Below are 25813 nucleotides of genomic sequence, written 5' to 3' on the forward strand. Positions count from 1 at the left end.
GGAATGACCATGAAGCTTTCTAAGATTGCGGCCCTGTTTATGGTGCCAGTATTGGCTTTGTGCCTTGTGGCGTGTTCGGCGCCCAGTGGCAATGCGAGCGAATCTGCGAGCTCCGATCCTAAGATCGCAGAACTCACTGCGCAGAAGCCGACCAATGCCGATGAGGCCGCCGAGCTGTATGCGAAGCTCATGAAAAAGGAGAACGATATCCTTTCGAGTGATAACGCGCTGTGGGAAAAGGTATTCAATGCGGCAAATAAAGACTCGGTAATGATTGAGGACGGCAGCAATTACGGCGATTTCCTGCTCAAGACCATCGACGGCGCCAAGGATGAGTTCACGGCGGATGAGCTCAAGACGCTCAAGGCCGGTGCGCAGCAGATCAAGGAGATCGAGGACAAGCTCGAGAGCTTGGAGAAGGAGTTCCCCGGCTGTGGAAGCACACCGAGCGAAGGCGAGAGCGTCGACGCTTCGGCCGCTGGCATGACGGCTGGTGCCAATGCTTCGAGCGAGGCGACGAAGTTCCCCAGCTTTACGGGCAAAGACCTGGATGGCAACGACGTGAGCAGCGACGAGCTGTTCGCTAAGAACAAGGTCACCGTCATGAACTTCTGGTTCACCACGTGCAAGCCGTGCGTGGGTGAGTTGGGCGACCTTGAGGACCTGAATAAGGAGCTTGCCAAGAAGGGCGGCCAGGTCGTGGGCGTCAATTCCTTTACGCTCGATGGCAACAAGGGCGAGATTACAGATGCCAAGGACGTGCTGAGCAAGAAGGGCGTGACATATAAGAACATCTGGTTCAAGTCAGATAGCGAGGCCGGTAAGTTCACGTCAAATTTGTTCTCGTTCCCGACAACGTATGTCATCGATCAGAACGGCAACATCGTAGGGGATCCAATCGTGGGAGCCATCAGCTCCGCCGAGCAGCGCGCAGCACTCAACAAACTTATCGACCAGGCGATTGCGAATAGCGAGCAGTAAAAAACGCGTAAAGCATAGCGAGGATCGTGTGTCGCTGTGCGAAGTAGTCCGCTACCTTTCAAGATAAGCTCCACCATATAGAGGTCCCGCTCGGGACCTCTTCTTTTGAGCACCGTCCCGTTCGTTTTTTGGCGCGGTTCGTTACATTCCTCACTGGCGCCGGCAAAAAATGGGGATAGAGTAGGACAAACGCGTCGAATACGAACGGCGGGGGAGAGCGGGCAGGGTGCCTGCGCAGGAGAGGTTGCCGTCCATGCTGGAGCTCAAAGGTATTTGCAAAAGGTACGTCACGCAGTCGTTTACGCAGGTGGCGCTCGATAACGTGAGCCTGTCTTTTCGCGATAACGAGTTCGTGGCCATTCTGGGACCTTCGGGGTCGGGTAAAACCACGATGCTCAACGTTATCGGTGGGCTTGATCATTTCGATTCCGGCGACCTGCTCATCGATGGCATTTCAACCAAGGACTTTCGCGATCGCGATTGGGATGCCTATCGCAACAACCGCATCGGCTTTGTGTTCCAGAGCTATAACCTCATTCCACATCAGACCATTTTGGAAAACGTGGAGCTGGCGCTCACGCTCACGGGCGTGGGGCATGCCGAGCGCCGCCAGCGTGCGCGCGAGGCGTTGGAGAAAGTCGGCCTGGGCGAGCACGTTAACAAGCGTCCGAGTCAGCTGTCGGGCGGGCAGATGCAGCGCGTGGCCATTGCCCGCGCCCTGATCAACGACCCCGAGATTGTGCTGGCAGACGAGCCGACCGGCGCCTTGGATTCAACGACATCCGTACAGGTCATGGACTTGCTTAAGGACGTGGCGCGCGACCGCCTGGTCATCATGGTCACGCATAATCCCGAGCTGGCGTACCAATATGCCACGCGCATCGTCAACCTGGCGGATGGCAAGATCACCGACGATTCCGATCCTTTCGATGTCGCTGACGTCACGCGCCGCGAGGCCAAGCCTACGCGCAAAACCTCGATGAGCTTTGTGACGGCGCTGGGGCTTTCTGCCCGAAACCTTATGACCAAAAAGGGCCGTACGGCCATGACTGCCTTTGCGGGCTCGATTGGCATTATCGGTATCGCGGCGATTCTGGCGCTGTCCAACGGCGTAAACGGCTACATCAAAAAGGTCGAGGAGGATACGCTCTCGAGCTACCCGCTCACCATTTCCAAACAGGATTACGACCTGTCGTCCATGATGGGCGGACAGAGGGCCACGGATGACGATACGTCCAAGAACGAGGGTTCGTCCGACGACGGCACCGACGGCAAGGCTCAGGGGACCGATAGGATCCCTGTGGTCACGGCCGTAAAGGATATGTTCGCAAGCGTTAAGTCTAACGACATGACAAGCTTTAAGGCATGGCTCGATGCCGGTGGCGACGGCATCGATAAAGAGGTCAACGCCATTCAGTACGGCTACGGTGTATCGCCGGTTGTCTATCGTGCCGGCAAGGGCGATGAGAAGCCCGTCCGGCTTGTTCCCAACGCTATGACCGAGGCAATGAGCGGAGGCGCGAGCTCGGCGGCAACGGTGAGCATGGAATCCATGGGAACCTCGGTCTTTAACGAGATGATTGACGACCAGAGCCTGCTCGACAGCCAGTACGATGTCGTCGCCGGTCATTGGCCCACGTCAGCCAACGAAGCCGTGATGGTGCTTTCGAGCCGCGGTACGGTGGGCGACTACACGCTCTATAGCATCGGTGCGCTGGACATCGATGAGCTCAACGATCTGGTAAACAGCGCTATGACGGCTGACGGTGGGGTCGAAACGCCCGAGACCGGCACCGACTTTACCTACGACGATGCGCTGTCTACCACGTTTAAGGTGCTGTCGCCGGCTGATGCGTATCGCAAAAACGAAGAGACTGGCATGTGGACTGACATGTCTGACGATGCCGACTTTATGACGGCCAAGGTTGCCGACGGTATTGACGTGCGCATTGTGGGCGTGGTGCGACCTAACGAGACGGCCAACGCGAGCGCATTGACCCCGGGCATTGCCTATACGCATGCGCTGACTCGCCAGCTTATGGAACGCGCCGCCGATTCGCAGATTGTGCAGGAGCAACTCGCCCGCCCCGAGACGGATGTCTTTACGGGCAAGTCTTTCGATGAGCTGCAAGGCGAGGCCAAGCAAGGCGTGGATCTTGGTAGCATATTCAGTGTGGACGAGGCAGCGCTGAAGAGCGCGTTCTCGTTCGATGCGTCTGCGCTCTCGGGTGCGGCCAGCGGTATGGACCTGTCTGGTCTTGACTTGTCCGGGCTGGACATTGACCTTTCGGGCGTTGGTAAGGACATCGACTTCAGCGACATCATGGCCAAAGCGCCAGCCCCAGATTTCTCGGGTATCTTTGACGGTCTGGAACTTACGCCCGAGCAAATGCAGCAGGTGGGAATGCTTGCCAACCAGCTGTTTGAGGGCTTTTTGCAGTCTGATCAGTTTAGGGCGCTGACACCCGAAGATCTTAAGGACACGTCAAAGCTTGCCGCCGCGTTCTCGGCGTATCTTGAGAGTGATACGGCAGCCCAGCAAATCCTGGCCCAGCTCAAAGCGCTCGGCGGCGATGCCCTGGCCGAGCGCCTGCAACAGGCGATGACCGACTATGTGCAAAAGCAGCTGGCTCCGTATCTGCAGCAGGCTATGGATCAGGTGATGAAGGCAATCAGCGAGCAGGTAGCGTCGACGGTATCGTCCCAGCTCAAGGCGGGCGCGGCAGGGCTCATGGACCAGATGGCGACGCAGATGTCTTCGAGTTTCGCCAGCCTGGCGAGCGCGATGCACGTGGATGCGAGCGCCTTTGCCAATGCCTTTCACTTCAACATGGACGCCGAGGACCTGAGCTCGCTCATGATGAGTTACGCCAAGGCGTCGAAGCTCACCTACGACAACAATCTGACCACGTTGGGCTATGCGGATGAGGCCGACCCCATCTCGGTCAAGATTTTCCCGCGTGACTTTGAGGCAAAGGAGCGCGTACTCGACCATATCGATGCGTACAACAAGCAGGTCAAAGCCGCCGGCCACGACGAACAGGCAATCTCGTACACCGACTACATGGGCATCATCATGGGTTCGGTGACCGACATCGTGAACACCATCAGTTTGGTGCTCATCGCATTCGTGAGTATCAGCCTGGTAGTGAGCTCCATCATGATCGGCATCATCACCTACATCAGCGTGTTGGAGCGCAAAAAGGAGATCGGCATCCTGCGCGCGATCGGCGCGTCAAAGCGCAACGTGGCCAACGTATTCAATGCCGAGACCTTTATCGAGGGCCTCATTGCCGGCGTCTTTGCTATTGTCGTTGTGGTACTCGTGAGCTTCCCGGTTAATGCCTGGGCGCTTGCGGCCAAACAGGTCCCCAACCTGATGAGCCTGCCCGTGCAGGATGCGCTGGTGCTCATCGCAATTTCGGTGCTGCTGACGGTCGTTGCCGGTCTGCTGCCGGCCCGAAGCGCATCCAAAAAAGACCCCGTGGAAGCTCTGCGCTCCGAATAATGTGACAAAGGGGCAGTCCCTTTGTCACATTGAGACCCTTGCGAAAACGGGGTCTAATTACCGTTCGGCAGGTTAAGAACTCCCTCTCCCCGCTTAATGCTTGACGAAGAGTCCTCTGGTTTATATACCTATCGGTAGGCATATAGGATGTATTGCCGATAGAAATGGAGCAACCATGACTCTCACCACACCAGCCAAAAAAGATTGTCTCCGTGAAAGCGGCGCATTTGCTTGGGTCGTCGTTATTGCGCTCGGCTTAATGTCCGCCGGAACAACTGGCACATATAGCATTATTGCCGGCTCATTCGTTGCTCCAGTATGTGAAGATCTGGGCTTTGACTACACTTCTTTTTCTTTCTATTTCACCGCGATTCTTCTTGGCCTTGCGCTTGGGCTTCCGCTTTTGAGTCGCTTCATTCCAAAAGTAATCGGCAAACCATGGCATATTTGCATTGAACTCGTCCTTATTGCCGCCGGCGCCGCAATGGCGTTCTACACCGAGGTCTGGATGTTCACCGTTTCCGCCGCAGTGATCGGCATCTGCTTTTCGTTTACAACGGGCGTCTGCATGTCCGATGTCATTGACCAATGGTTCAGCAAATCGTCCGGTCTCGCCATCGGCCTCGCTTGGGGCGTTAATTCTCTCTGCACGCTGTTATTGAGTCCTGTCATTACACTGGTCATCGAGCAGCAAGGCTGGCGTACGGGATACATCGTGCTTGCGGCCGTTTCTGCAGCTATGATTTTGCCTGCAAGCGCATTTATCATTCGCCTTAACCCCTCTGATCGCAATATGCTTCCGTACGGAGAGACCGCCTCCGAAACCCATGAGAGCTGCAGCGCCGATGAGCAGGAAGATGTCCTTTCGGGCATGGCACTCCGCGATGCCGCGAAAACGCCGTCTTTTATTCTCTGTGTCCTCTTGCTTTGCGTGGCGCAGCTCACCTGCTGCATGAACCAGCTGTTTCCAACCTATGCAAGCGAGGTCGGTTTCAATCCTATCGTAGGAAGCTTAATGGTCTCGGCAGCTTCACTCTCCGATATCTTCCTAAATCCCTTCGTGGGCAAAACATGCGACAAGCTTGGCGCTATTAAAGCAACGGTCGCATGGACAGGTGTCAGCATTCTTTCATTCCTGCTTCTTATCATTGGCGGAAGCAATGAGACCGTTTCCATCATTGCAGCTGGTGTAAACGATGTCATGTTCGCCATCGTTGGAACCGCAATGCCGATGCTTCTCCTCTCGCTCTTTGGATCACGCGATTTTGGAAGGATCTATTCGATCGTTTGCTCAGCGGGCTATGTCGTCGGTGCTTTTGGAATGCCGGTCATGATGAAGGTTTACGGCATGGCAGGGTCATTCCAGGGAGTATTTATCTTCTGCATTGCCTGCAACCTTATGATTGCTGCGTTTGCTATCGTTTCCGGCTTTCTCAATAAGGCTGCTGAAAAGTAATAAGCGCCGATTTGCATCGGCATAGATTGCCATGCAACAGGGGTCGACTCCAAGCCAGACTGGAGTCGACCCCTGTTTTCGTTTTAAAGGTTGCCCGCAGGCACCATGGGTGCCAACATGCGCTTCAGCTTGGCTGGTTTATTTGAACATAAGCTCGACTATTCCCGCCCAAACCGCTTTCTCATCAATATCCTCACCTTGAGCGACCGTATTGCTTGCTCCCTCCAGAACGGTATAAAGAATTTGTACGTAGAGCATTACGTCGGCGCTATCGGAAAACGCGCCAATCTCTACACCATGAAGAAGGATGTCTTTAAGCGCATCCATGGTTCGTTTGGTCGCCGTCGCTTGACGTTCCTGAACTGCAGGAATTCGATTTGCTTGAACGCTAACCTCGGCCAGCACGCGCCGGCGCTTTTCATCGCTTCGATAGCCACCTATAACTGAATTGCCGAGCTCGATAAGCGCGGCCTTGAACCCGTCCCTATCGACTATTAGCGAGTAGTCGCGCTGATAGTCAATGGTCGGAAACATGCTGTCCAAGAGCGTAGTGAAAATCTCCTCTTTTGAGGGAAAGTAGTAGTACACCGACGGCTTGGATATACCGACAAAGTCGCAAATCTTTCCGATAGACGCTTTGTCATAACCGACTTCTGCCACAAGATCGTACATTGCGTCCAATATTTTTTTTCTTGTGCTCACGCTGCATTTCTCCATTGCAAATCACTTCCGCACTACCAACATTATTAAGGATGGCAACGGAACATCAATTCGTGTCCAAACATGACCACTATATACGGCGAACGGTATGTATCAGTAGGCGAGCGGCAATTATTCAAAATTATCTACCGAACGGTAGGTATAGTAGTACTATAGCAGGTGAAACCCCGCTATTGTCGCGGCCGGACAGCATCGCGGGAAACCCGACGGAAGGACCAACCATGTACGAGAACTATCGTATGCCGGGCGAGTTCGAGAAGCGCTCCAACGTCTATGTGACATGGCTTCCCGATTACATCCGTGCAGAGGGCTACGATAACCGCCAGCCCTGCGTTGACGTGATCAAGGCTCTGCTCGAGTATGGCGACGTTACGGTCAACCTCAATTGCGGCACCCCCGGCTCCTATGAGGAGGCTTGCTCGCGCCTGAAGGAGGAGGGGGTTGATCTCGATCGCATCGAGATCACGCAGTTCGAAGACTCCAACTTCTATGTCCGCGACAACGGTCCCAGCATCATGGTCGACGACAAGGGCCATTCTTATATGGTCAACCCCGCTTGGACCTATTACGGCGTGTGGGACAAGAACTCCCCGGAGTGCCAGTCCGCACGTAAGGCAGCCGTTCACATGGCGGTTGCGCTCGGTTGCTTCGATATCGTCAATTCCGAAATGGTTTCGGAGGGCGGCGACCGCGAGTTTGACGGTCACGGCACTCTGATCGCCATCGAGGACACGGAATGCCGCAAGCGTAATCCCGAGTTCACGAAAGAGGAAGTAGAGGCCGAGTATAAGCGCATCTACAACCTCAACAAGGTTATCTGGCTTCCGCAGCCTATGCTCGAGGACGACGACTATCGACTGGGCATCCTCGACGAGAAGGAAGACGGAACTCCCGTCTTTGGCATGAGCTTTGCAGCTCACATTGATGAGATGTGTCGCTTTATCACTCCGAACAAGATTCTTCTTGCCGAGGTGTCCGATGAAGAGGCAGCCTCGAGCAAGGCTGGAGCAGAGTCTCGTCGCCGCATTGAGGCAGCCTACGAGATCCTGAGCAACGAAACGGACTGGGAGGGCAAGCCCTTCGAGATCGTTCGTATGCCCACCGCCGAGCCTATTGAAGTCGTTATCGCCCCTGGCGATGAAGATTACGAGCTCTATAAGGGCTTCATCGACGAAATGGGCGGCAAGTTTATGGATGGCACCCCCTGGCCCGAGGGCCCCGTCCACTTCTACGCCGCAGCGAGCTACTGCAACTTCCTGATTTGCAACGGCGTCGTTCTTGGCCAGCGTTATTACCACGAGGGCATGAGCGAGGTCGTGAAAGAGAAGGATGAGCAGGCCAAGGCAGTTCTTGAGAGCTGCTTCCCCGATCGCAAAGTCATCATGATTGATTCCCTCGCGCTTAACCTGTCCGGCGGCGGCGTGCACTGCTGGACTAAGGACGTGGCGGCCAGTCGTTAGTGAGCCTTAGAGCCTGCGCTCTTTGGCTTAGGCGCCACATGTACCGCTCCCCGAGGGATATCCGTGTTTTCCTCGGGGACACATTCAACAATAATTTTGATAATAATTCGAAAGGAAATAGGCATGAACAACAGCCTCCGCGGTCGCGACTACATTAACATCCATGATCTCTCCTCCGAGGATTTCCGCTATCTCATCGATCTTGCCTGGAACCTTAAGGCTCAGAAGAAGTCTGGTGTCGACCAGCGCTACTTCCCCGGCAAAAACGTCCTCGCCAACTTTGAGTGGGGCTCGACCCGTACTCGTTGCGCATTCGAGACCTCCTGCAATGATTTGGGCATGGGCTTCACTTATCTGACCAACTCCCACATGGGTGACTGCGAGACCGTCAAGGATGCCATGCGCGTCTTTAACGGCATGTACGATCTCATCGTCTACCGCGCACAGAAGGACGAGCAGTTCCTCTATGACGTCGCCGACCTGGTTGACATCCCGGTCATCAATGCCCTTACTCTCGGCGATCACCCGACTCAGATGCTCGCTGACGCTCTTACGATGGAAGAGCAATGGGGCGGTCTGCGTACGAGCCGCGGCAAGAAGATGGCTTTCGTTGGCAACTGCGCCGGCGCCCCAGTGTGGTATGGCCGTCTGTGCGCTATGCTCGACATGGACTTCCTCGCCATCGGCCCCGACGACCTCCGTCATCAGATGTGCAAGGAAATGATCGAAGAGGTGGAGGCCTGCTACGCCAAGTACGCTCCCAATAGGACCTTTACCATCACCTCTGACCTCGATGCCCTGGATGGCGTTGACGTTATCGTTACCGAGGAGTGGCGCTACATCAACCCCGAGTGCGGAGAAGAGGTTCTGGATCCCGACGACTACAACTCCTGGTTGGGCGATGCCGAGTCTCTGTACCCCTATCGCGTCACCAGCGAGCTGTGCAAGCGCACCAACAATCCTGACATCTTCTGCATGCATGAGCTTCCCTCTGTCCACAACGCGGATCACCGTGTTGGCAAGATGCTCCTCGACCAGTGCAAGAACGACCTTCATCGCGAGATCATCACCGAGGGTTTCGAGATTGCCGACGAGTGCTTTGAGGCCAACGCTTCGGTCATCTTCCGTGAGGCAGAGAACCGTCAGCACACCATCAAGGCCGTTATGTGTGCCCTTCTGGGTCTCTAGGAGCTGCGTCAATGGAAAATGCAAAGTTAAAGAGCAGCAAGGTTTACGCATGGGTTCTCGTAATCGCGCTCGGCCTTATGTCTGCCGGCACGACCGGATCCTATAGCGTCATCGCGGGCTCCTTCGTCGCACCCGTGTGCGAGGAGTTCGGGTTTGACTATTCCATCTTCTCGTATTACTTCACCGCAACGCTCATTGGTCTTGCGGCAGCTCTTCCGTTTGTCGGAAAACTCATTCCCAAGGTCGTTGGCAAGGTTTGGCTCCCCGTTGTCGAGCTTATTTTGCTCGCTGCCGGCGCAGGCATGGCCTTCTACACCGAAGTCTGGATGTTCATCGCCGCTGGCGCCCTGATTGGCGTTTGCTTCGCCTTCACCACCGGCGTCGCTATGTCCGACGTTATTGACCAGTGGTTCAAAAAATCTGGTGGCCTGGCAATCGGTCTCGCTTGGGCAGTGAACTCGATTTACATGCTCATCATGAGTCCCGTCATCACCTCTGTCATCGAGGCCGCTGGCTGGAGAACTGGTTATCTGGTGCTCGCCGGTGTTTCCGCAGTGCTCATTCTCCCAGCTTCCATTCTGATCATCCGCTACAAGCCTCAGGACAAGGGCATGCTGCCCTATGGCTACGTCGAGGGCGAGACGGTCACCGAGACCGAGGAGACGACCGAGGATAGCACGCGTGGCGTTAGCTATGCGCGCGCCATTAAGTCGCCTGCCTTCTTCTTCTGCATCGGCTTCCTCTGTCTCGTTCAGCTCACTTGCTGCATGAACCAGCTCTTCCCGACGTATGCTTCCGAGGTTGGTTTTAGCCCCATGGTGGGCGGCTTCATGGTATCCGCTGCATCGCTCTTCGATCTGTTCCTCAATCCGATCGTCGGCACCACTTGCGATAGGTTCGGCAGCACGAAGGCCATTCTGGGCTGGCTCGCTGTCTCCATCCTCTCCTTTGTCATGCTCATGATGAGCAGCGGCAACTCGACGCTCAGCATCCTCGCAGCAGGCGTGAACGACGTAATGTACGTCATCGCTGGCACTGCCCTGACCGTTTTGGTTATGGATGTCTTTGGCTCCCGCGATTTCGGTCGCATCTTCGCGCTGATCTGCTCCGTGGGCTATATTGTCGGCGCCTTTGGCATGCCCGTTATGATGAAGGTCTATGAGCTTGTCGGCTCCTTCCAGGGCGTCTTCATCTTCTGCATCGCATGCAACGTTATTATCGGCCTGTTCTTGCTGCTGGCAAAAAAGACTGGTAAGAACCTCTCCTGGGACGAATAGTTCGATTCGTCTTAGACATACGCTGTAGGGCTTAACCTGCAGCCGCTTTGGGGCATCGACTAACATCGGTGCCCTTTTTCATCGAATGTGACAAAGGAGCAGCCACTTTGTCACATTGAGTGGCATGTAAATCGAGGTCTAATACTTTTCCGAGAAGTGAACGGCCATACTTGGGCCTCCGAAGCATCGACATTTTTAGACGTCAAACCCGCAGGATTTGGCTGGCAAAACCGCAGGAAATTGCATCTCGAAAGTGCAGATGCTTCGGGGCCCGTTTTCACTCGTTCACTTCTCGGGAAAAGTATTAGACCTCGTTGTATGGGGTGCGGCTGGAGGGTGGTCATCGTTCAGTAGCTACCTCTTCCTTGTGAATCGCCTGAAGCGCAAGGCATAATGCATGTGACAAAGGGACGGCCCCTTTGTTGTGTTGATATGAGAGAAGAGTAGATGATCCTTTCGCTGGCCCCCATGGAGGGGATTACCGGGCATGTGTTCCGTCGCGTGCATGCGGAGTGCTTCGGTGCGCTCGATTGCTATTACACGCCATTTTTGCCGCCGCCGCGGGTGGGAAACCGCTTTGGCGGCAAGGCGTTTAAGGAGATCGATCCTGCCAATAACCAGGGGCTCAACGTGGTGCCTCAGCTGATGTCCAAGAACGCGGACGAGTTTGTGTGGGCGGCACAGGTGCTCGCTGACATGGGCTACCGCGAGGTCAATCTCAACTTGGGTTGCCCTTCGGGAACGGTTGTCGCCAAGGGCAAGGGCTCGGGTTTCTTGCGCAATCTCGACGAGCTCGAGGCGTTCTTAAGCGATGTGTGCGAGCGGTCGCCGTTGCCGGTATCGGTCAAAACTAGGCTGGGGCTCGAGGACGACGACGAGTATGAGCGCGTGCTCGATCTGTATTGCCGCATGCCGCTAACAGAGCTGATCGTGCATCCGCGCGTACAGAAGGACCGTTATACAGGCTCACCGCGCAAAGAGTTCTATGGCGAGACGCTGGAACGTGCGCCGTTTCCGGTGGCATACAACGGCGATATTTTTGATCTTGAGGATATGGATGCGCTGGTGGAGGCCTATCCCGGGACACGCCATGTGATGCTGGGGCGTGGCTTGCTTGCGAATCCCGCTCTCGCTCGCATGGTCAAGGGCGGCCCTGCTGCCACGGCAGCCGAACTGCAGCGTTTCCACGACACGCTGTTTGCGGCCTATGCAGAAGAGATTGGCGGTAACGCGGTCTTTCGTATGAAGGAGTGGTGGTTCTACGCCAAGTGCGCTTTCGTCGACCCCGCTACCGTTCACAAGCTCGTACGTAAGACCAAAAAGGTCGACGAATACCGCGCCGCCGTCGAGCGGGTCTTTCGCGAGCAGCCACTCGCACCCATAGCTCGCTTCCGCGGCTAGTTAGACATCGGGGACGTTCTTTAGCGACTAGTCATTTAAGAACGTCCCCGATGACTACCCGCAAAAACTGTACACCAGCATCCAAAGATGTCGAAAGATGTCGACTTTGGATGCTGGCGTATATGTTTGGGTCGGCGGGGGAGTTGAGTTTAGGCAATCATTGCATCGAGCGTGATGAGCTCCCTGAGTCGCTCCGTGCGTGTTTGCCCATGGCGCTTTGCTTTTGCGTCAAAGGCTTCAAGGACCGATTCGCCCACACGTGCCGATAAAACAACGCTTGGCTCATCGGAGATCGACGGCCTTCCCAGCTTGATGGTGCGACCCTTCGGCCATTCATCTTTTTCGTATGCCTCTGCGGCTTTCTCCAACTCTCCGGGGGCAAACCCCATCATTTTTTCGAGCTGCTTAGCGTCCATAGCGTCTCCTATCGATCGGCATAATGTCGAGCACAGGTCAACGGATAATCTTTTTGTATACAGTCTTGTAGACAAAAAAACAAACAGTTTATCAGGCTAATTAGCTTGTTTTGACCCGCGTGTTCGATAGAAAATGAGCATTGACGGCTTCGATACTCCTTTGCTTTTCAGCCTGGAATTTGGATGCTCATTGAACTTCCGGAGGGGAGCGCTTTATTAAGCTATCGAGATTCTGGGCAGGAGCTCTCACTGGTCTTCGATAATGGGACCAGCTTAATTCGCGACACAGTGTGTCGCGGATGGGAGTAGTCGTTAGGTGTCCTTCAATGGCTAATCATATAAGAACGTCCAAGTGCCGGATTTTGTCATTTAGTGTCGTCCTCAGCGGCTATTCTGGAGGGTCGTGGTCAAAAAAGGGCAAATATGAGTACTGTTGCCATTATAGTTGCATTTATTTTGCTATAAATAGTAGCTCCTGATGAGATTTGTTCCCATTAGGAGCTACTTTTATTGAACATATGAGGAGAAATAGCGTCGTCTACGGACGTATGGAACGTTGAATAGCTCCTGAAGTGATCAAAATCGCTGCTACTAAACAGGTAGCAGTACTCATATTTGCCCTTTTTTGACCACAGCCCTCTCGGAAACCCTTTCCAGAGGCGTCAAACAGCCATAATCCAAAGGTCGCCTCAAACAATTAGCCGGTTAAGAGCGTCCATGACTACCCGCAAAAGCTGTACACCAGCATCCAAAGATGTCGAAAAATGTCGACTTTGGATGCTGGCGTACATGTTTGGGTCGGTGGGGTTCCTTGGATGGACAGAGTGCGCGTGCTAGAGCAGGTTCTTCTGTACCCATGCGATGATGTCGCTCGACTCGTAGAGTGGCTTGCCGTCGATGAATAGGCAGGGAACCTGGCGTTTTCCGCCGACGGCGATGAGCGTCTGCTCGGCATCGGGGTCGGTCGAGATATTGCGCTCAGGGATGGTCACACCGTTATCGGCCAAAAAGCGCTTGACCTTTATGCAATACGGGCAGCCGGTCATAACGTACAGCGTGAGCTCGTGATCAGTAGCCATGGGTCTCCAATCGGTTGAGGTTTCGATTGAAATACCCAAAGCCGCCGCGGTCTATGCGCGGGTCAGCGACGACTCGATGGCCTGGACCAGAAAAGCCGTGGCTCCGGCGCCGCAGGGCTTGTCGTAGTAGTCAATAAAGTGCTGGTCGGCAAGATAACCGTGGGCGAGGCCCAGGTATGCTTCGTCTTGGGGCTGGTGTCCCCAGTTAAGGCCAATCCATCGACGGTGCATTGCGACAAGTTTACGGGCTTCGTTGCTCTTTGGGTCGCTGTCGCCCATGGCAATCGAGAGCTGACCCAGAAGCGCGCGTTCAAGTTCCTTCATGTCGTTCCATGTCTCGGGATCCATATCCAGCAGTGCTTCGTTTGCTGCATCGATGGCCTCATCGCCATAGCGCGCCCGCGCCTCGGCACCGTAGCGCTCCTCGTTTTCCTGCACGGCGCGCCAGCGCTCCAGTTGCGGCAGAACGGCGCCCATGAGCGAGACGGCTTCGTCGAGCGACATACCGGTGTTTTGTGCCAGCCGCGGGGCACAATCCTCGATCATTGCCTCCATCGTGGTGTCGTAGGTGTACTTGCCGTGGTCGTAGCACCACTTGCAGTAATGATCGGTCGCGGTGCCCGTGGTATCAGTGCCGCAGTCGTCGGGCGTGAGTATCATGCCGCAGCTCTGGCAATAGTGCTCGGGCATTTCGAGCAGATGAGACAGGGGCTCGCCGGTCACAGCGGCGATGAGCTTCATCATGTCGATGCCCGGTGTGACTTCGCCGCGTTCCCAACGGCTGACGGCTTGGCGTGTGACAAAGAGCTTGGCGGCGAGCTGCTCCTGGGTAAGGTGATGGGCGCGACGGACAGCGATGAGCTTTTCTGCAAAGGCCATAACGGTTCCTTTCTGCTGGTTGATGGCTTAAGCATACGCGGCGGCAGGCGCCCTTCCAAGCAACCGTTGGTTGCACGACGGGGGACCGCGGCGAAGAATTGCGCGCAACGCCCCACGCCCCATGCCGTACAATGACCGGCATGGAACCTATTGCACACATACATACCGACCTGCCGCAGAAATTCGGCATTCCGCGCAACAGCTTTTTGGCGCCCCATCTGCAGGGACGCATCGTCTTTGAGCCGGAATTTGCCTCCAACGCAGCAGTTGAGGGTCTGGATTCCTTCTCTCACCTATGGCTGCTCTGGCGCTTCGAAAACGGAACGCCCGGCGGCACGGCTAAGGACATAGCTGCCGATGCCAAGTCGCAGGACAGGTCCGGCACCAACGTCAAGTGGTCGAAGACCGTGCGCCCGCCGCGTCTGGGCGGAGCCGAGCGCGTGGGTGTCTTTGCCACGCGCAGTCCGTTTCGCCCTAATTCCATTGGGCTTACCTGCGTCAAGCTCGATCGCGTCGAGCTCACCGGCAATGGTCCCATCATCCATGTGCTGGGGGCCGATCTGCGCGACGGCACGCCCATCTACGACATTAAGCCCTACATTCCGTTTGCGGACTGCCACCCGGATGCGACCGGCGGCTGGATTGAGGATGCTCCGTGGCAAGAGCTCGACGTCGAGTTTCCGCGAGCGCTGCAAGATATGGTCCCGCCCACAAAGCTCCCCGGCTTGGTCGAGGTCCTTCGCCAAGATCCGCGCCGCGCGGGCAGCAAGCACGAGCCAAACCGCGTCTACCATCTGGCCTACGCCGGGCTCGACATATCGTTTACGGTCGACGAAACCCAGCTAACCGTAGTCGCCGTCAACGACGCGCAAGACTAACCAGCCATTCGTCCGCACCCGTCAAATTAAGCGCCAAACTCCGCGCCAAAACCGCCCACGCTGGTGGACAATAACGCCTACCAAAACAATCACTTTGCACGGGGGCTCAGCATGAAATACGACTTTAGCTCGCTTATCGACCGCCACGGCATGGACTCCATCGCCGTTGACTCCTGGGGCGAGATCCCCGGTATGGCTCCGAACGCACCCGACGAGGGCTTCGACCGCATTCCCATGTGGGTGGCCGACATGAATTTTGCCACGGTGCCCACGGTCCAGGGGCACATCATTCAGCGCGCTCAGCATCCCATGTTTGGCTACTTTAACCCGCGTGCCGAGTACTTCGACCGCATCATTGAATGGCAGAGCCGCCGCAATGGCGTCGAGGGCCTGCGCCCTGAACATATCGGCTACGAAAACGGTGTGCTGGGCGGTGTCGTGTCGACGCTGCGTGCGTATGTTCAGCCGGGCGATGCGGTGCTGGTCCACAGCCCTACCTACATCGGCTTTACCAAGTCCATTGGGGCCGCTGGCTATCACATTGTCCACAGCCCGCTTAAGCTCGACGATCAGGGCGTGTGGCGTATGGACTTTGAGGACATGGAGCACAAGCTCGCCCAAAACCACATCCATGCTGCGGTGTTCTGCTCGCCGCACAATCCCTGCGGCCGCGTATGGGGGCGCGACGAGATCGAGCGCGCCATGGACATCTATCGCCAGCACGATTGCGTGGTGATATCGGACGAGATTTGGTCCGATATCATCCTGCCGGGACACAAGCATATCCCGACGCAGTCGGTGAGCGAGGATGCCCGCATGCGCACGGTCGCCCTCTATGCGCCGAGCAAGACGTTTAACCTGGCGGGCCTGGTCGGCAGCTACCACATTGTCTACAACGGGACGCTGCGTGACCGCGTGTGCGCCGTGTCCAACAAGACTCACTACAACGAGATGAACGTCCTCTCCATGCATGCGCTTATCGGTGCCTACCAGCCGCAAGGTTACGAGTGGGTGGACGAGCTCAACCAGGTGCTTGCCGACAATATCGAGTACTTCTGCAATTACGTGGACGAGCATTTTGAGGGCGTGTCCTATTCGCGTCCGCAGGGCACGTACATGGTGTTTCTGGACTGCACCGAGTGGTGCCGCGAGCATGGCCGCGATATTCAGTGGTTGCTCGACGCGGGGGCGCGCGTGGGCGTTGGCTACCAGGATGGCCGTCCGTTCCACGGGCCCTGCCACATTCGCGTGAATCTGGCGCTGCCGCTTTCGCGCGTAAGGGAGGCGTGCGACCGCCTGGACCACTACGTTTTTAATGCACGGTAAGTGAGCACTGCATGCGGGGCCTTCTGCCAAGTCGGCTGGAAGGCCCCGCATGGTAAAACGTCTGTAACCATTGGGCACTCGTGTGGTTTTGTTTGCTATTATTTTCTACCATTTCAGTCTGTAAACAGGATCGTCTGGAGCTCGATGAAAAGACCCCGTCGCTCGGTTGCCATATCGTTGTTTGTTGCGCTTGCGGTAGCGTGCGCCTTTGTCGTAGCGATAGCTAGCTGTTCTGGGCGTAATGACGAAGCCTCGACGTCTGCATTAGAAGGTCTGGACGCCTCGCAGATCAAAGACGACGACCTCAAGACGCTCAACGTCGGCAGCGACCTCTATCCACCGTTTGTGTATACCGACGAGTACGGCGATATCGTTGGCCTGGATGTCGAGATATTGACCGAGGCTTTGGCCCGCATTGGTTATAAGCCAAAATACCAGCTGATCGACTGGGAAAAGAAGAAAGAGCTGCTGGCGAGCGGCGAGCTCGATTGCGTCATGGGCAGCTTTAGCATGACGGGTCGCGAAAACGAGTATCGTTGGGCCGGCCCGTACCTTGCGAGCCGCCAGGTGGTCGCGGTCGATCCCCAGAGCGATATCTACACACTTGCCGATCTTGAGGATAAGATCGTAGCGGTTCAGTCCACCACCAAGCCTGAGGGCATTTTGCTCAATCGCACAAATGAAAACGTTCCGCAGATCAAGGAACTCTACTGCTTTTCGGACCGTTCGTGCCTGAACCCCGCGCTCGCCGAGGGCCTGGTCGATGCCATCGCCGCGCATGAGTCCTTGCTGCTCACCTACGAAAAAGACTATGGCGTAACGTATCGCATTTTGGATGAGCCGCTGCTGGAGGTTGGTTTGGGCACCGCTTTCGATATCAACGATACGCGCGGCGTCAACGTTAAGCTCACTCATGCCTACCAAGAAATGCTTGCCGATGGCACCATGGAACGCCTGGTGTCAAAGTACTTCGATGACCCTTCGCCATTTTTGAATGTGGAGGGTCTGTCATGATCGATGCGCCTGACCACGCCGTAGAGGAGCGGGGTAATCGTTCGGCAGGGGCATGGCTCCTTGTCGCTCTGCTGGGGATAGTGCTCTCGGTTGCTGCCGGCATGATGAGCTACGGTTACATGACGGCCCAAGCCGAGCAGCGCTTTGCCGACGTTGTCGATTACGTGGCGACGCAGAGCCTTTCCTACGATGCATTCAATAGCGCCTATACAACCAAAAACCTGATACGCGTTATGGAGATCGCCGGAGAGGCAGCGCGCGATATGGAGCGCGACGGTTCGGTGGATAACGCCACACTGGAGCAATATGCCGACCAGTTCAACGTGAGCGCACTGATCGTGACGGACGCATCGGGCAATTTGGTGTCCGAGTCCTCGACCGATGGCGTGGGCTACGAGTCGCTCACTACGTATCTCAAAGAATCACCCGTGCTGGAGGTGGCAACTCATCCGCTTAAGTCCTATACCGCCCGCATCACGCTTGCGGATGATTCGGTCGCAGACATTGGCTGCGTGTCTCGGCGGGATGGCGAGGGCGTCGTTATCGCGGTAAGGCATCAGGGCGCGAAGGCGGTCGCGAGTAATACGCTCAAACTGCAGAGCCTGCTCGAAGGCTACGAAACCATCGATAGCGGCAATATCGTGATCGAAAGCGACGGCAAGGTCGTTGCGACCAATGCCGTTGAACCCACCATATTGGGCGTATTCGATCTGCCTGTGACGGATGTCTTCATTGTCGACGGTATTAAGGATCGATGCCTGGCCGGTAAGGTCAAATTGATTAACGCCGACGGCGAGTGGTATTTGGGCACATTTGGAAAAGCGCACAAATTCTATGTGTACACCTATGCCTCGGCGCGGCATTACTTCGAGATCGTCGCCGCCGTTGTCGCCTGCGTGCTGGTGCTCTACGGCGGTGCAATAGCCGCCGTTGTGATGATGCGTCGCCGTGCCGAGCGCCAGCGCATGACCGACCTGTTGCTGCAGGAGCGCGACTATGGCGACAAGCTGGCAAAGGCGGCGCGCGAGGCCTCGTCCGCCAACTCGGCAAAGACGGAGTTTTTGCGTCGCATGAGCCACGATCTGCGCACGCCTATCAACGGCATTCGCGGCATGGTCGAGGTTGGCGATGCCAATGCGGACGATCTGCAAAAGCAGACCGAGTGCCGCTCAAAGATCTGGACGGCATCGGGACTGCTGCTCGACCTTGCCAACGAGGCGCTCGATATGAGTCGCCTGGAGAGCGGGCAGGTCGACCTGAACCTCGTACCCACAAATTTGGTGGCACTCAACTGTGAAGTGCGCGATATTCTGGAGCGCCAGGCCGAGGAGCGTCTGGTGACAATTATCTGCGACCAGCAGACGCTTGATCATCCCTATGCACGGGTGAGCGTGACGCACCTCAAGCGCTTGTTGCTCAATATTGCCGGCAATGCCGTCAAGTACAACCGCCAGGGCGGCTATGTTCGCCTGGTGTGCCGCGAGGTGGAGCCTGTAGATGGCGTCCCTGTCTATGAATACACGATCGCCGACAACGGTATTGGCATGAGCGAGGAGTTCCAACAGCACCTCTACGAGCCGTTTTGCCGCGAGAAGCAGCAGGTGGAAGGCGCTTCGTCGGGAACTGGCCTGGGCGCGCCTATCGCAAAACAGCTGGTCGAGCTTATGGGCGGAACCATGAGCTTTACGAGCGTCTTGGGGCAGGGGACGACGTTTACCATCCGCCTGCCGTTCGAGAAATGCAAGCGCTCCGAGATTCCTCAGGCAGTTCGCGTGGATGCGGGTGATGGCGATGCGCTCCAGGGCTTGCGCGTTTTGCTCGTAGAGGATAACGATCTGAATGCCGAGATCGCGCAGTTTACGCTCAACCGTGCCGGTGCCGTCGTGACGCATGCTAAGGATGGCGAGTCTGCCGTTGAGGCGTTTGCCGCGAGCGCACCGCACGAGTACGACGTGGTGTTGATGGACATCATGATGCCCGGTATCGATGGCCTTGAGGCCACGCGTCGAATTCGAGCACTCGATCGCGAGGATGCCGCGACCACGCCGATTATCGCCGTGAGTGCCAACGCCTTTGCCGACGACCGCAGGCTTTCGCGTGAGGCGGGCATGGATGCGCACCTGAGTAAACCCGTGAGCTCGCAGGAGCTCGTTGAGGCGCTTGCGCACATAGCCGCCGACGCTTCATAAGCATATGGCCCGGTTCCAAGGTGGGTTGGAACCGGGCCATATTGTTATTGATGAGGCCTGCTTTTGGAGCTTACTTCTCCTGAATCTGCTTGCCGCAAAGATGCTCAATCGTAATCTCGTAGAGCTGGACGCCCTTAATGTCCTTGGCGATTTCCTCTTCGACTTCTTCGGCAGAAGGGTAGTACTTAAGGGCGAGCTGGCGGACTTTATCCTCGATAAACGCGGGGGTGTCATTCGCCAGGCGACAGCGGCCAAAGACCACGGTGCTCATTACGTAGGGAGCCCAGTCACCGTCCTGGTACCACTCGTTGCCGTAAACGGTAAAGCAGACTTTGTCATCGCGCTTGAGTGAATCGACCTTGTGGCCGGCCTTGGCACCATGGAAATAAATCTTGTCGTGCTCGGTGTCAAAGAAGTAGTTGACGGGAATGGCGTACGGGTAGCCATCGTCGCCGTTGACGGCAAAGACGCCGCGCTTGCAGGTAGCGAGCAGTTCGCGCGCTTCCTCGTCGGTGATGGCGCGTTTCTTTCGACGTAAGGGCCTAAACATCGTTGGCGTCCTTTCTGCTGCGTATGGTTGTTGAGCACAAACTATAGCGAAACGGAGCCGTTTTTCTTGATGCGGGCGAGTATGTTTTTGAGCTTGTTAAAATCCAGCGGTTTGGACAGATGGGCGTTCATGCCGGCGTCGTGTGCCGCCTTGGCGTCCTCGGCAAAGGCATTGGCGGTGAGCGCGATGATGGGAATGTCGGCTGCATCGACCTTCTCGCTCAGGCGAATCGCGCGGGTTGCCTCATAGCCGTCCATGTCCGGCATCATAATGTCCATCAGAATGGCATCGAAGCTGCCGGCGGGACGGCCAACGTATAGGTCGACCGCTTCGTTGCCATCGGCGGCGCGAGTTACGACAATGCCTTCGCTTTCGAGCAGCGCCTGGGCAATCTCGGCATTGAGCTCGTTATCTTCTGCCAAAAGAACGTTCATGCCGGCAAGCGAGCAGCTGTCTGCTTGCTCGTCCGCGCGTTCTCTTGCCTGAGGGTCTTTGTCGATATCGAGCGGAATCTGGACGTTGAACGTACTCCCCACGCCAACCTCACTCGAAATCTCAATCGTGCCGCCCATCAGTTCAATAAGCGACTTGACGATTGGCATGCCCATGCCGGTTCCTTGGAACTTGCTGCGCGCATCGTCACCTTCTTGGGCAAACGGCTCATAGATATGCTTTAAAAACTTGGGAGTCATGCCAATGCCGGTATCCGAAACGCTAAAGCAAAAGAGCGCGCGCCCGTTATCGAGTGGCTTGGTCTTTGAACTAAAGGTGACGGAGCCGCCGTGCTTGTTGTACTTAATGCTGTTGTCTAACAGGTTGATCATGATCTGTCGGATATGGGTGGGACTGCCGATCATGTATGGCCCCGTGGCGTACGGCAGACTATTGTCCTGCATGGTGATGCCGTTACTGGACGCGCGGAGCTTGCACAGAACCAGCGTATTGTCACAGAGCTCTTTGAGGTTAAAAGGCGCATGCTCCAGTGTTAGCTTGCGGTCTTCGATTTTGCCCATCTCGAGGATGTCGTTGATCAGCGAGAGCAGGTGATTGGCGGCAACGCGCGCCTTGGCACGGCTCTCGCGGGCGACCTTGATATCGCCTTCCTTCAATTCCTCGATCTCGATAAGGCCCAGGATACCGTTGAGCGGCGTACGGATGTCGTGGCTCATGCGCGTGAGGAATGCCGTCTTAGCGGCGTTGGCAGCGTCGGCTTTTTTGCGCTCGGTTCGAGCGCGCACGAGCGCCCAGATGAGCAGGACGATGCCGACCGACAACATACCGATGAGGGTAGCGGCAATGGCGGTGCGGTTGCGAAAAAGGAATTGAAGCGTGTCTGATTCCTGGGTCGTGTACGACGTGGAGGAGTAATTGCTTGCGGAGAGCGATTCTCCGGCATTGATGATGCCCTTGTTGATGATTCCCAGCAGCTCGGGCTTTCCGCGCGAAATCCAGCACGAGAGCTCACAGGTGTCAGGGAGCTCGACCGTCTCGTAGTCCTTGAGATCATGACGGTCGCCGATAGTTTTTACACGTGAACTGGGAGCGAGGATGCAGCGCGCCGTTCCCTTCCTGAGAGCGTCGAACACTTCATTGTCGGATTGGTATTCGGTCACGGTCGCTGTGGGGAACAGATTTTCAAGTGCATTTTTGTTGACAAACGATGATTTGGTACAGGCGATGTTCTGAAGGTCTTTGTTCAGGTCGCTGCCGGTGTGGATGGCGGTGAGGGATATGGTCCCCAACGATACCGACTGCGCAACGCCTGTTTGCTCGGCAAACCAGTAATCTCGGTATACCGGCAGCGCAACGTCTATGCTTCCCTTTGACAGGGCCTTTGACATCATCTTGTAGCTATCAAAGGGGACGGTTTTGACCGTAATGCCAAATTTATCGTGCAGCGTCGTCGCAAGCGATGCGAGCGAGCCTTCCATTTTGCCGTCTTCGTCTTCGTTGCAGTAGGGGAGTTTGCCCGTAATGTAGCCGAGCGTGATGGCGTTGTCATTTGCTTTGAGCCAGGAACGTTCGGGGCCGTTGAGCGATGATGAACCGCTGTTTTGGGCCGAGTAGTTAGATTTGACTTCGTCGATATAGCGTGGGTTGACGCGGGCGATTGCCGACATGGCGGCATTGATGTCGTCCATCAGGTCGGGGCGGCTTTTGGGGACGGCAAAAAAGTAGTCGCTCGAACCAATGTAGAACATGGGGGAGGCGCTGGGCGACGAGGTCGTGTCGTTCATGATGATGGCATCGACCTCGTTGTTTGCGAGCGCGTCAAAGAGGGCACCGCCAGTGTCGATTTCTTTATAGGTGCAGGTAATGCCTTCGTTGGCGAGCCACTGCTGGCCAACGAAGGTTTGCATAACGCCGGGGTTGCAGCCGATGGTAAGGCCTTGGAGCGCTCGGGGGTCACCCTTGGCCAGATCGTCGCGATCGGGCTTGGCGTAGATGAAGTAGCGCTCGGTGCCCTCGGGGTTCGAGGAAAAGAGCAGCTTTTGGGCGCGTTCCTCGGAGTAGGAGATGTTGGGCATGAGGTCGATCTCGCCCGCCTCGAGCATGTCCATAAGCTCGGTGAAGGTGCCTGAGACGTATTCGTACCGCCAGCCGGGCGTGTAGTACGACAGAGTCTGGAGGTACTCGTAACCCCATCCCGAGAGACGCTCGCCGGGGGTGCCGTCCTGGAAGCCCTCGTTGTTGACGAGCCAGCCGACGCGGACCGTTTTGACCTGCTGATCGGAGTCGGCGGCAAAGACAGGGGCGGGCGCGACGGCGCTCAGTACGGCGAGCGCGGTAAGCGCGGCGGCCAGGGTGCGACATATAACTGAACGAAGGACAGTGGCAGCTCTCACATGCAATCCTAACGAATCGAGACATTACCGCATAAGGATACCAGCTCAGCCTGCCCAGCCGGCAGCGGCACCGCTAAACGGTTCCGCCCGGCAGTTGGGGACAGTCCCTTTCTGCCGGCACAAAAGGAACGTCCCTAACTGACGGTTGTGGGACAATACCGAGCGAACGTGATTGGTTGTCCGTGGAAAGGGTCGCGATGAAAAAGCTCAGGACGCTTGCTGACGTGTTGCGCCAGGCGGGCTTCGTGCGCATTACGGAGCTGTTCCTCGTTTTCTACCTGCTGTGCTCGACGGCCGTCTGGCTGTCCGAGCCCACGACCCTCACGTTTGGCGATGGCCTGTGGTTTAGCTTTGAGACGGTCTCGACCATCGGCTTTGGCGACATTCCGGCCGAAACACCGGTTGCCCGCGCCATTACCGTCGTCTTGAGCGTTATCAGCATCTTCTACATCGCCATGCTCACGGGCGTGGCGGTGAACTACTGCAATACGCTTATCAAGATGCGCCAAAAGGACACCATGGCGCGCTTTATGGATGATCTGGAGCATTTGGAAGAGCTCGATCGCGACGAGCTTGCCGATCTTTCGCGTCGCGTGCGCGAGTATCGTCGACGTCAGCGCTAAGACGAACGTCGTGCGCCACAACAGGGAGACAAATATGAACATCACCGTGTACCTGGGTGCCAACACTGGCAATGACCCGGCGTTTCTGCCCGCGGTGCAGGAGCTGGGCAACTGGATTGGCGCCAACGGACACGCGCTGGTATACGGCGGGTCAAAGTCGGGCCTGATGGGTGCGCTCGCCGATAGCGTGCTCGAGGCAGGTGGACATGTGACGGGTGTTGAGCCGAGCTTTTTTATCGAGGCCGAGTTTCAGCATGACGGTATCGACGACCTTATCGTGACGAGTGATATGGCCGAGCGCAAGGCCAAGATGATTGAGCTCGGCGATGCGTTCATCGCCTTTCCCGGTGGGACGGGCACGCTCGAGGAGATTGCCGAGGTCATGTCCGCGGTGTCGTTGGGGCATCTCGATGCGCCGTGCATTTTGTACAACCTGAACGGTTACTACAACGACCTCAAGGCGCTGCTCGGGCACATGATTGATAAGGGGCTTTCGAGCCTGAAGCGCCAGCACGGCATCTACTTTGCCGACGATTTGCGCGAGATTGCCTCGATTATCAACGGATAAGTCTTGAGCCTGCCCCACTATGGCTCCCAATGGTGCCGTTTGCGGCGCAGGTGGTTGGCTCGTTCGGGTAACGCTCGCTCTACAATAAAACGTATCTATGTCGACTTTAACCGCGGGAGGACCCGATGGATAACCTTGCCAAACCCACGAACCGAGCGCTGTTTTTGGTCAGCGTTGCCGTGACCGGTGCACTCGCGGGTGCCGCAGTCTGGCTGTTCTTTTTTGCGATGGAGCACGGTATCGACTATCTATGGACCGAGATTCCGCACGCGCTGGGCGTCGCTTCGCCCGAGCTTGCCAGCGGACCGTTTGGCTTTCTGCCATACCCGTTTTTTGTCTGCCTGCTGGGCGGCCTGTTAATCGGTCTGTACGAAAAGATGACAGGCACCAAGACCGATGACCTCAACCAGGTGATGGCTAAGGTTAAGCAAGACGGTCGCTACCCGTACGACAATCTGGGCAAGCTGTCGATTGCGGCGCTGCTGCCGTTGCTGTTTGGCGGAAGTATTGGACCGGAAGCCGGTCTGACCGGCGTCATCGCGGGCCTGTGCAGCTGGGCCGGCGACCGCATGCGTCGTTTTGGCGCCGAGTTTAGGGAGCTCACGCTGCTGGGTACCCAGGCTGCCCTGACGGCGCTCTTTACCGCGCCCGTCTTTGGCTTTGTGGCACCGCTTGCCGGAAGTACTGACGGCCAGGGCGAAGACGCCGACGATGAGTCCGCGTCCGGCGAGATCACCATCAAGCTGCCCAAGGCGCAAAAGACGGTGGTCTACGGCATTGCGATTGCCGGCGGTCTGGGCACCTACCTGCTGCTCGGCCAGCTTGTGGGCGGCGGCATGGGCATGCCGAGGTTCGAGGCTGCCGTGGTGGGCAACCTGGAACTTGTCTGGCTCATTCCGCTGGCGTTGGTCGGCACCGTTTGCGGATGGCTGTACTTTGTCTCTGAGCATGCGAGCGAGGCACTGTCCCATGCAATAGGGGAGCGTCCTGTCGTCAAGGCCATGCTAGCCGGTCTGGCACTCGCCATCTGTGGCACGGTTCTGCCCTACACCATGTTTGCCGGTGAGACCCAGGCCGACGTGCTCATGGAAACCTACCTGACCATTCCCGCTGGCGTGCTTATTGCGACCGGTCTTGTTAAGGCCATGCTGACGCCCGCCCTCATCAACCTTGGTTGGCGTGGCGGCCACTTCTTCCCGGTTATCTTCTCGGGCGTGAGCCTGGGCTACGGCCTTGCCATCCTCACCGGCGCCGATCCGGTCTTTTGCGTCGCCGTCTGCACGGCATCGACGATGGGTGCGGTCATGCGCCAGCCGGTCATGGTCGTGGGCCTGCTGCTCATGTGCTTCCCACTCAAGGGTATCGTCTGCATGATCATTGCGGCTGTCATCGCCGCCGGTATCCCGCTGCCCAAGCCGCTGCGCAAGTAGCGCGGTTTTTCACGAGTCAATTTC

The 25813-nt window shown here is 56.6% G+C and carries 20 protein-coding genes; 14 read left to right on the plus strand and 6 right to left on the minus strand.

All coding sequences use genetic code 11. The annotated features are described in order from the left end of the window. Positions 1 to 9: 9 nt before the first annotated feature. From AAA069_RS01265 to AAA069_RS01275, 3 genes are all read left to right on the plus strand, one after another. Positions 10 to 981, plus strand: coding sequence for a TlpA disulfide reductase family protein (locus tag AAA069_RS01265; protein WP_196031519.1), 972 nt, complete (start codon positions 10 to 12; stop codon positions 979 to 981). A 253-nt stretch (positions 982 to 1234) separates the two neighbouring features. Then, positions 1235 to 4489: an ATP-binding cassette domain-containing protein gene (locus tag AAA069_RS01270; protein ID WP_349127345.1), complete on the plus strand. Its 3255-nt coding sequence runs from the start codon at positions 1235 to 1237 to the stop codon at positions 4487 to 4489. A 175-nt stretch (positions 4490 to 4664) separates the two neighbouring features. Further along, positions 4665 to 5945, plus strand: coding sequence for an MFS transporter (locus AAA069_RS01275; RefSeq protein WP_117840391.1), 1281 nt, complete (start codon positions 4665 to 4667; stop codon positions 5943 to 5945). 138 nt (positions 5946 to 6083) lie between these two features. On the opposite strand, the gene AAA069_RS01280 is transcribed toward AAA069_RS01275, so the two are convergent. Continuing rightward, positions 6084 to 6647 (minus strand): TetR/AcrR family transcriptional regulator, encoded by a 564-nt coding sequence (locus tag AAA069_RS01280; RefSeq protein WP_022094929.1) that lies wholly within the window; start codon positions 6645 to 6647, stop codon positions 6084 to 6086. A gap of 239 nt (positions 6648 to 6886) precedes the next feature. Here AAA069_RS01280 and AAA069_RS01285 point away from each other — a divergent pair, with 239 nt between their 5' ends. The 4 genes from AAA069_RS01285 (at position 6887) to AAA069_RS01300 (ending at position 11991) form a co-directional block, all read left to right on the plus strand. After that, positions 6887 to 8125 carry an agmatine deiminase family protein gene (locus tag AAA069_RS01285; protein ID WP_148346582.1) on the plus strand — a complete coding sequence of 413 codons (1239 nt, stop codon included), beginning with the start codon at positions 6887 to 6889 and terminating at the stop codon, positions 8123 to 8125. Positions 8126 to 8248: 123 nt separating this feature from the next. Beyond that, positions 8249 to 9313, plus strand: coding sequence for an ornithine carbamoyltransferase (locus AAA069_RS01290; RefSeq protein ID WP_006234575.1), 1065 nt, complete (start codon positions 8249 to 8251; stop codon positions 9311 to 9313). Positions 9314 to 9324: 11 nt separating this feature from the next. Then, complete coding sequence (locus AAA069_RS01295; protein ID WP_022094931.1) at positions 9325 to 10590, plus strand: MFS transporter; 1266 nt, start codon at positions 9325 to 9327, stop codon at positions 10588 to 10590. A 447-nt stretch (positions 10591 to 11037) separates the two neighbouring features. Then, the gene (locus AAA069_RS01300; protein ID WP_195544214.1) at positions 11038 to 11991 is read left to right on the plus strand and encodes a tRNA-dihydrouridine synthase family protein; all 954 of its coding nucleotides are present in this window, start codon (positions 11038 to 11040) and stop codon (positions 11989 to 11991) included. Between the two features lie 149 nt (positions 11992 to 12140). Here AAA069_RS01300 and AAA069_RS01305 read toward each other — a convergent pair whose 3' ends face one another. The 3 genes from AAA069_RS01305 to AAA069_RS01315 form a co-directional block, all read right to left on the minus strand. After that, on the minus strand, positions 12141 to 12407 hold the full coding sequence (locus AAA069_RS01305) for a ribbon-helix-helix protein, CopG family (RefSeq protein ID WP_022094524.1): 267 nt from the start codon (positions 12405 to 12407) through the stop codon (positions 12141 to 12143). Between the two features lie 833 nt (positions 12408 to 13240). Next, positions 13241 to 13486, minus strand: coding sequence for a glutaredoxin (locus tag AAA069_RS01310; RefSeq protein ID WP_349127346.1), 246 nt, complete (start codon positions 13484 to 13486; stop codon positions 13241 to 13243). A 51-nt stretch (positions 13487 to 13537) separates the two neighbouring features. Then, positions 13538 to 14365: a TipAS antibiotic-recognition domain-containing protein gene (locus AAA069_RS01315; RefSeq protein WP_349127347.1), complete on the minus strand. Its 828-nt coding sequence runs from the start codon at positions 14363 to 14365 to the stop codon at positions 13538 to 13540. 140 nt (positions 14366 to 14505) lie between these two features. On the opposite strand from AAA069_RS01315, the gene tsaA reads away from it, so the two are divergent. From tsaA to AAA069_RS01335, 4 genes are all read left to right on the plus strand, one after another. Next, positions 14506 to 15243: a tRNA (N6-threonylcarbamoyladenosine(37)-N6)-methyltransferase TrmO gene (tsaA, locus tag AAA069_RS01320; protein WP_349127348.1), complete on the plus strand. Its 738-nt coding sequence runs from the start codon at positions 14506 to 14508 to the stop codon at positions 15241 to 15243. A gap of 111 nt (positions 15244 to 15354) precedes the next feature. Continuing rightward, the gene (locus tag AAA069_RS01325) at positions 15355 to 16569 is read left to right on the plus strand and encodes an aminotransferase class I/II-fold pyridoxal phosphate-dependent enzyme (protein WP_349127349.1); all 1215 of its coding nucleotides are present in this window, start codon (positions 15355 to 15357) and stop codon (positions 16567 to 16569) included. 144 nt (positions 16570 to 16713) lie between these two features. Beyond that, positions 16714 to 17583 carry a transporter substrate-binding domain-containing protein gene (locus AAA069_RS01330; RefSeq protein ID WP_349127350.1) on the plus strand — a complete coding sequence of 290 codons (870 nt, stop codon included), beginning with the start codon at positions 16714 to 16716 and terminating at the stop codon, positions 17581 to 17583. Further along, on the plus strand, positions 17580 to 19772 hold the full coding sequence (locus tag AAA069_RS01335; protein WP_349127351.1) for a response regulator: 2193 nt from the start codon (positions 17580 to 17582) through the stop codon (positions 19770 to 19772). Before AAA069_RS01330 ends, AAA069_RS01335 begins: the two co-directional genes overlap by 4 nt. Positions 19773 to 19842: 70 nt before the next feature. On the opposite strand, the gene AAA069_RS01340 is transcribed toward AAA069_RS01335, so the two are convergent. Together AAA069_RS01340 and AAA069_RS01345 are read right to left on the minus strand one after the other, a co-directional pair. Further along, positions 19843 to 20322 carry a pyridoxamine 5'-phosphate oxidase family protein gene (locus AAA069_RS01340; protein WP_349127352.1) on the minus strand — a complete coding sequence of 160 codons (480 nt, stop codon included), beginning with the start codon at positions 20320 to 20322 and terminating at the stop codon, positions 19843 to 19845. Between the two features lie 41 nt (positions 20323 to 20363). Then, entirely contained in the window at positions 20364 to 23168 is a 2805-nt protein-coding gene (locus AAA069_RS01345) for a transporter substrate-binding domain-containing protein (protein WP_349127353.1), read from the minus strand. A gap of 197 nt (positions 23169 to 23365) precedes the next feature. Here AAA069_RS01345 and AAA069_RS01350 point away from each other — a divergent pair, with 197 nt between their 5' ends. The 3 genes from AAA069_RS01350 to AAA069_RS01360 all read left to right on the plus strand — a co-directional run bounded on the left by AAA069_RS01350 (position 23366) and on the right by AAA069_RS01360 (position 25789). Then, the gene (locus AAA069_RS01350) at positions 23366 to 23791 is read left to right on the plus strand and encodes a potassium channel family protein (protein WP_118259587.1); all 426 of its coding nucleotides are present in this window, start codon (positions 23366 to 23368) and stop codon (positions 23789 to 23791) included. 34 nt (positions 23792 to 23825) lie between these two features. Next, positions 23826 to 24359 carry a TIGR00730 family Rossman fold protein gene (locus tag AAA069_RS01355; RefSeq protein WP_349127354.1) on the plus strand — a complete coding sequence of 178 codons (534 nt, stop codon included), beginning with the start codon at positions 23826 to 23828 and terminating at the stop codon, positions 24357 to 24359. A 125-nt stretch (positions 24360 to 24484) separates the two neighbouring features. Continuing rightward, positions 24485 to 25789 (plus strand): chloride channel protein, encoded by a 1305-nt coding sequence (locus AAA069_RS01360; protein WP_349127355.1) that lies wholly within the window; start codon positions 24485 to 24487, stop codon positions 25787 to 25789. The last annotated feature ends 24 nt before the right edge of the window (positions 25790 to 25813 follow it).

Source organism: Collinsella sp. CLA-SR-H006, assembly GCF_040097075.1.
Taxonomy (GTDB): Bacteria; Actinomycetota; Coriobacteriia; order Coriobacteriales; family Coriobacteriaceae; genus Collinsella.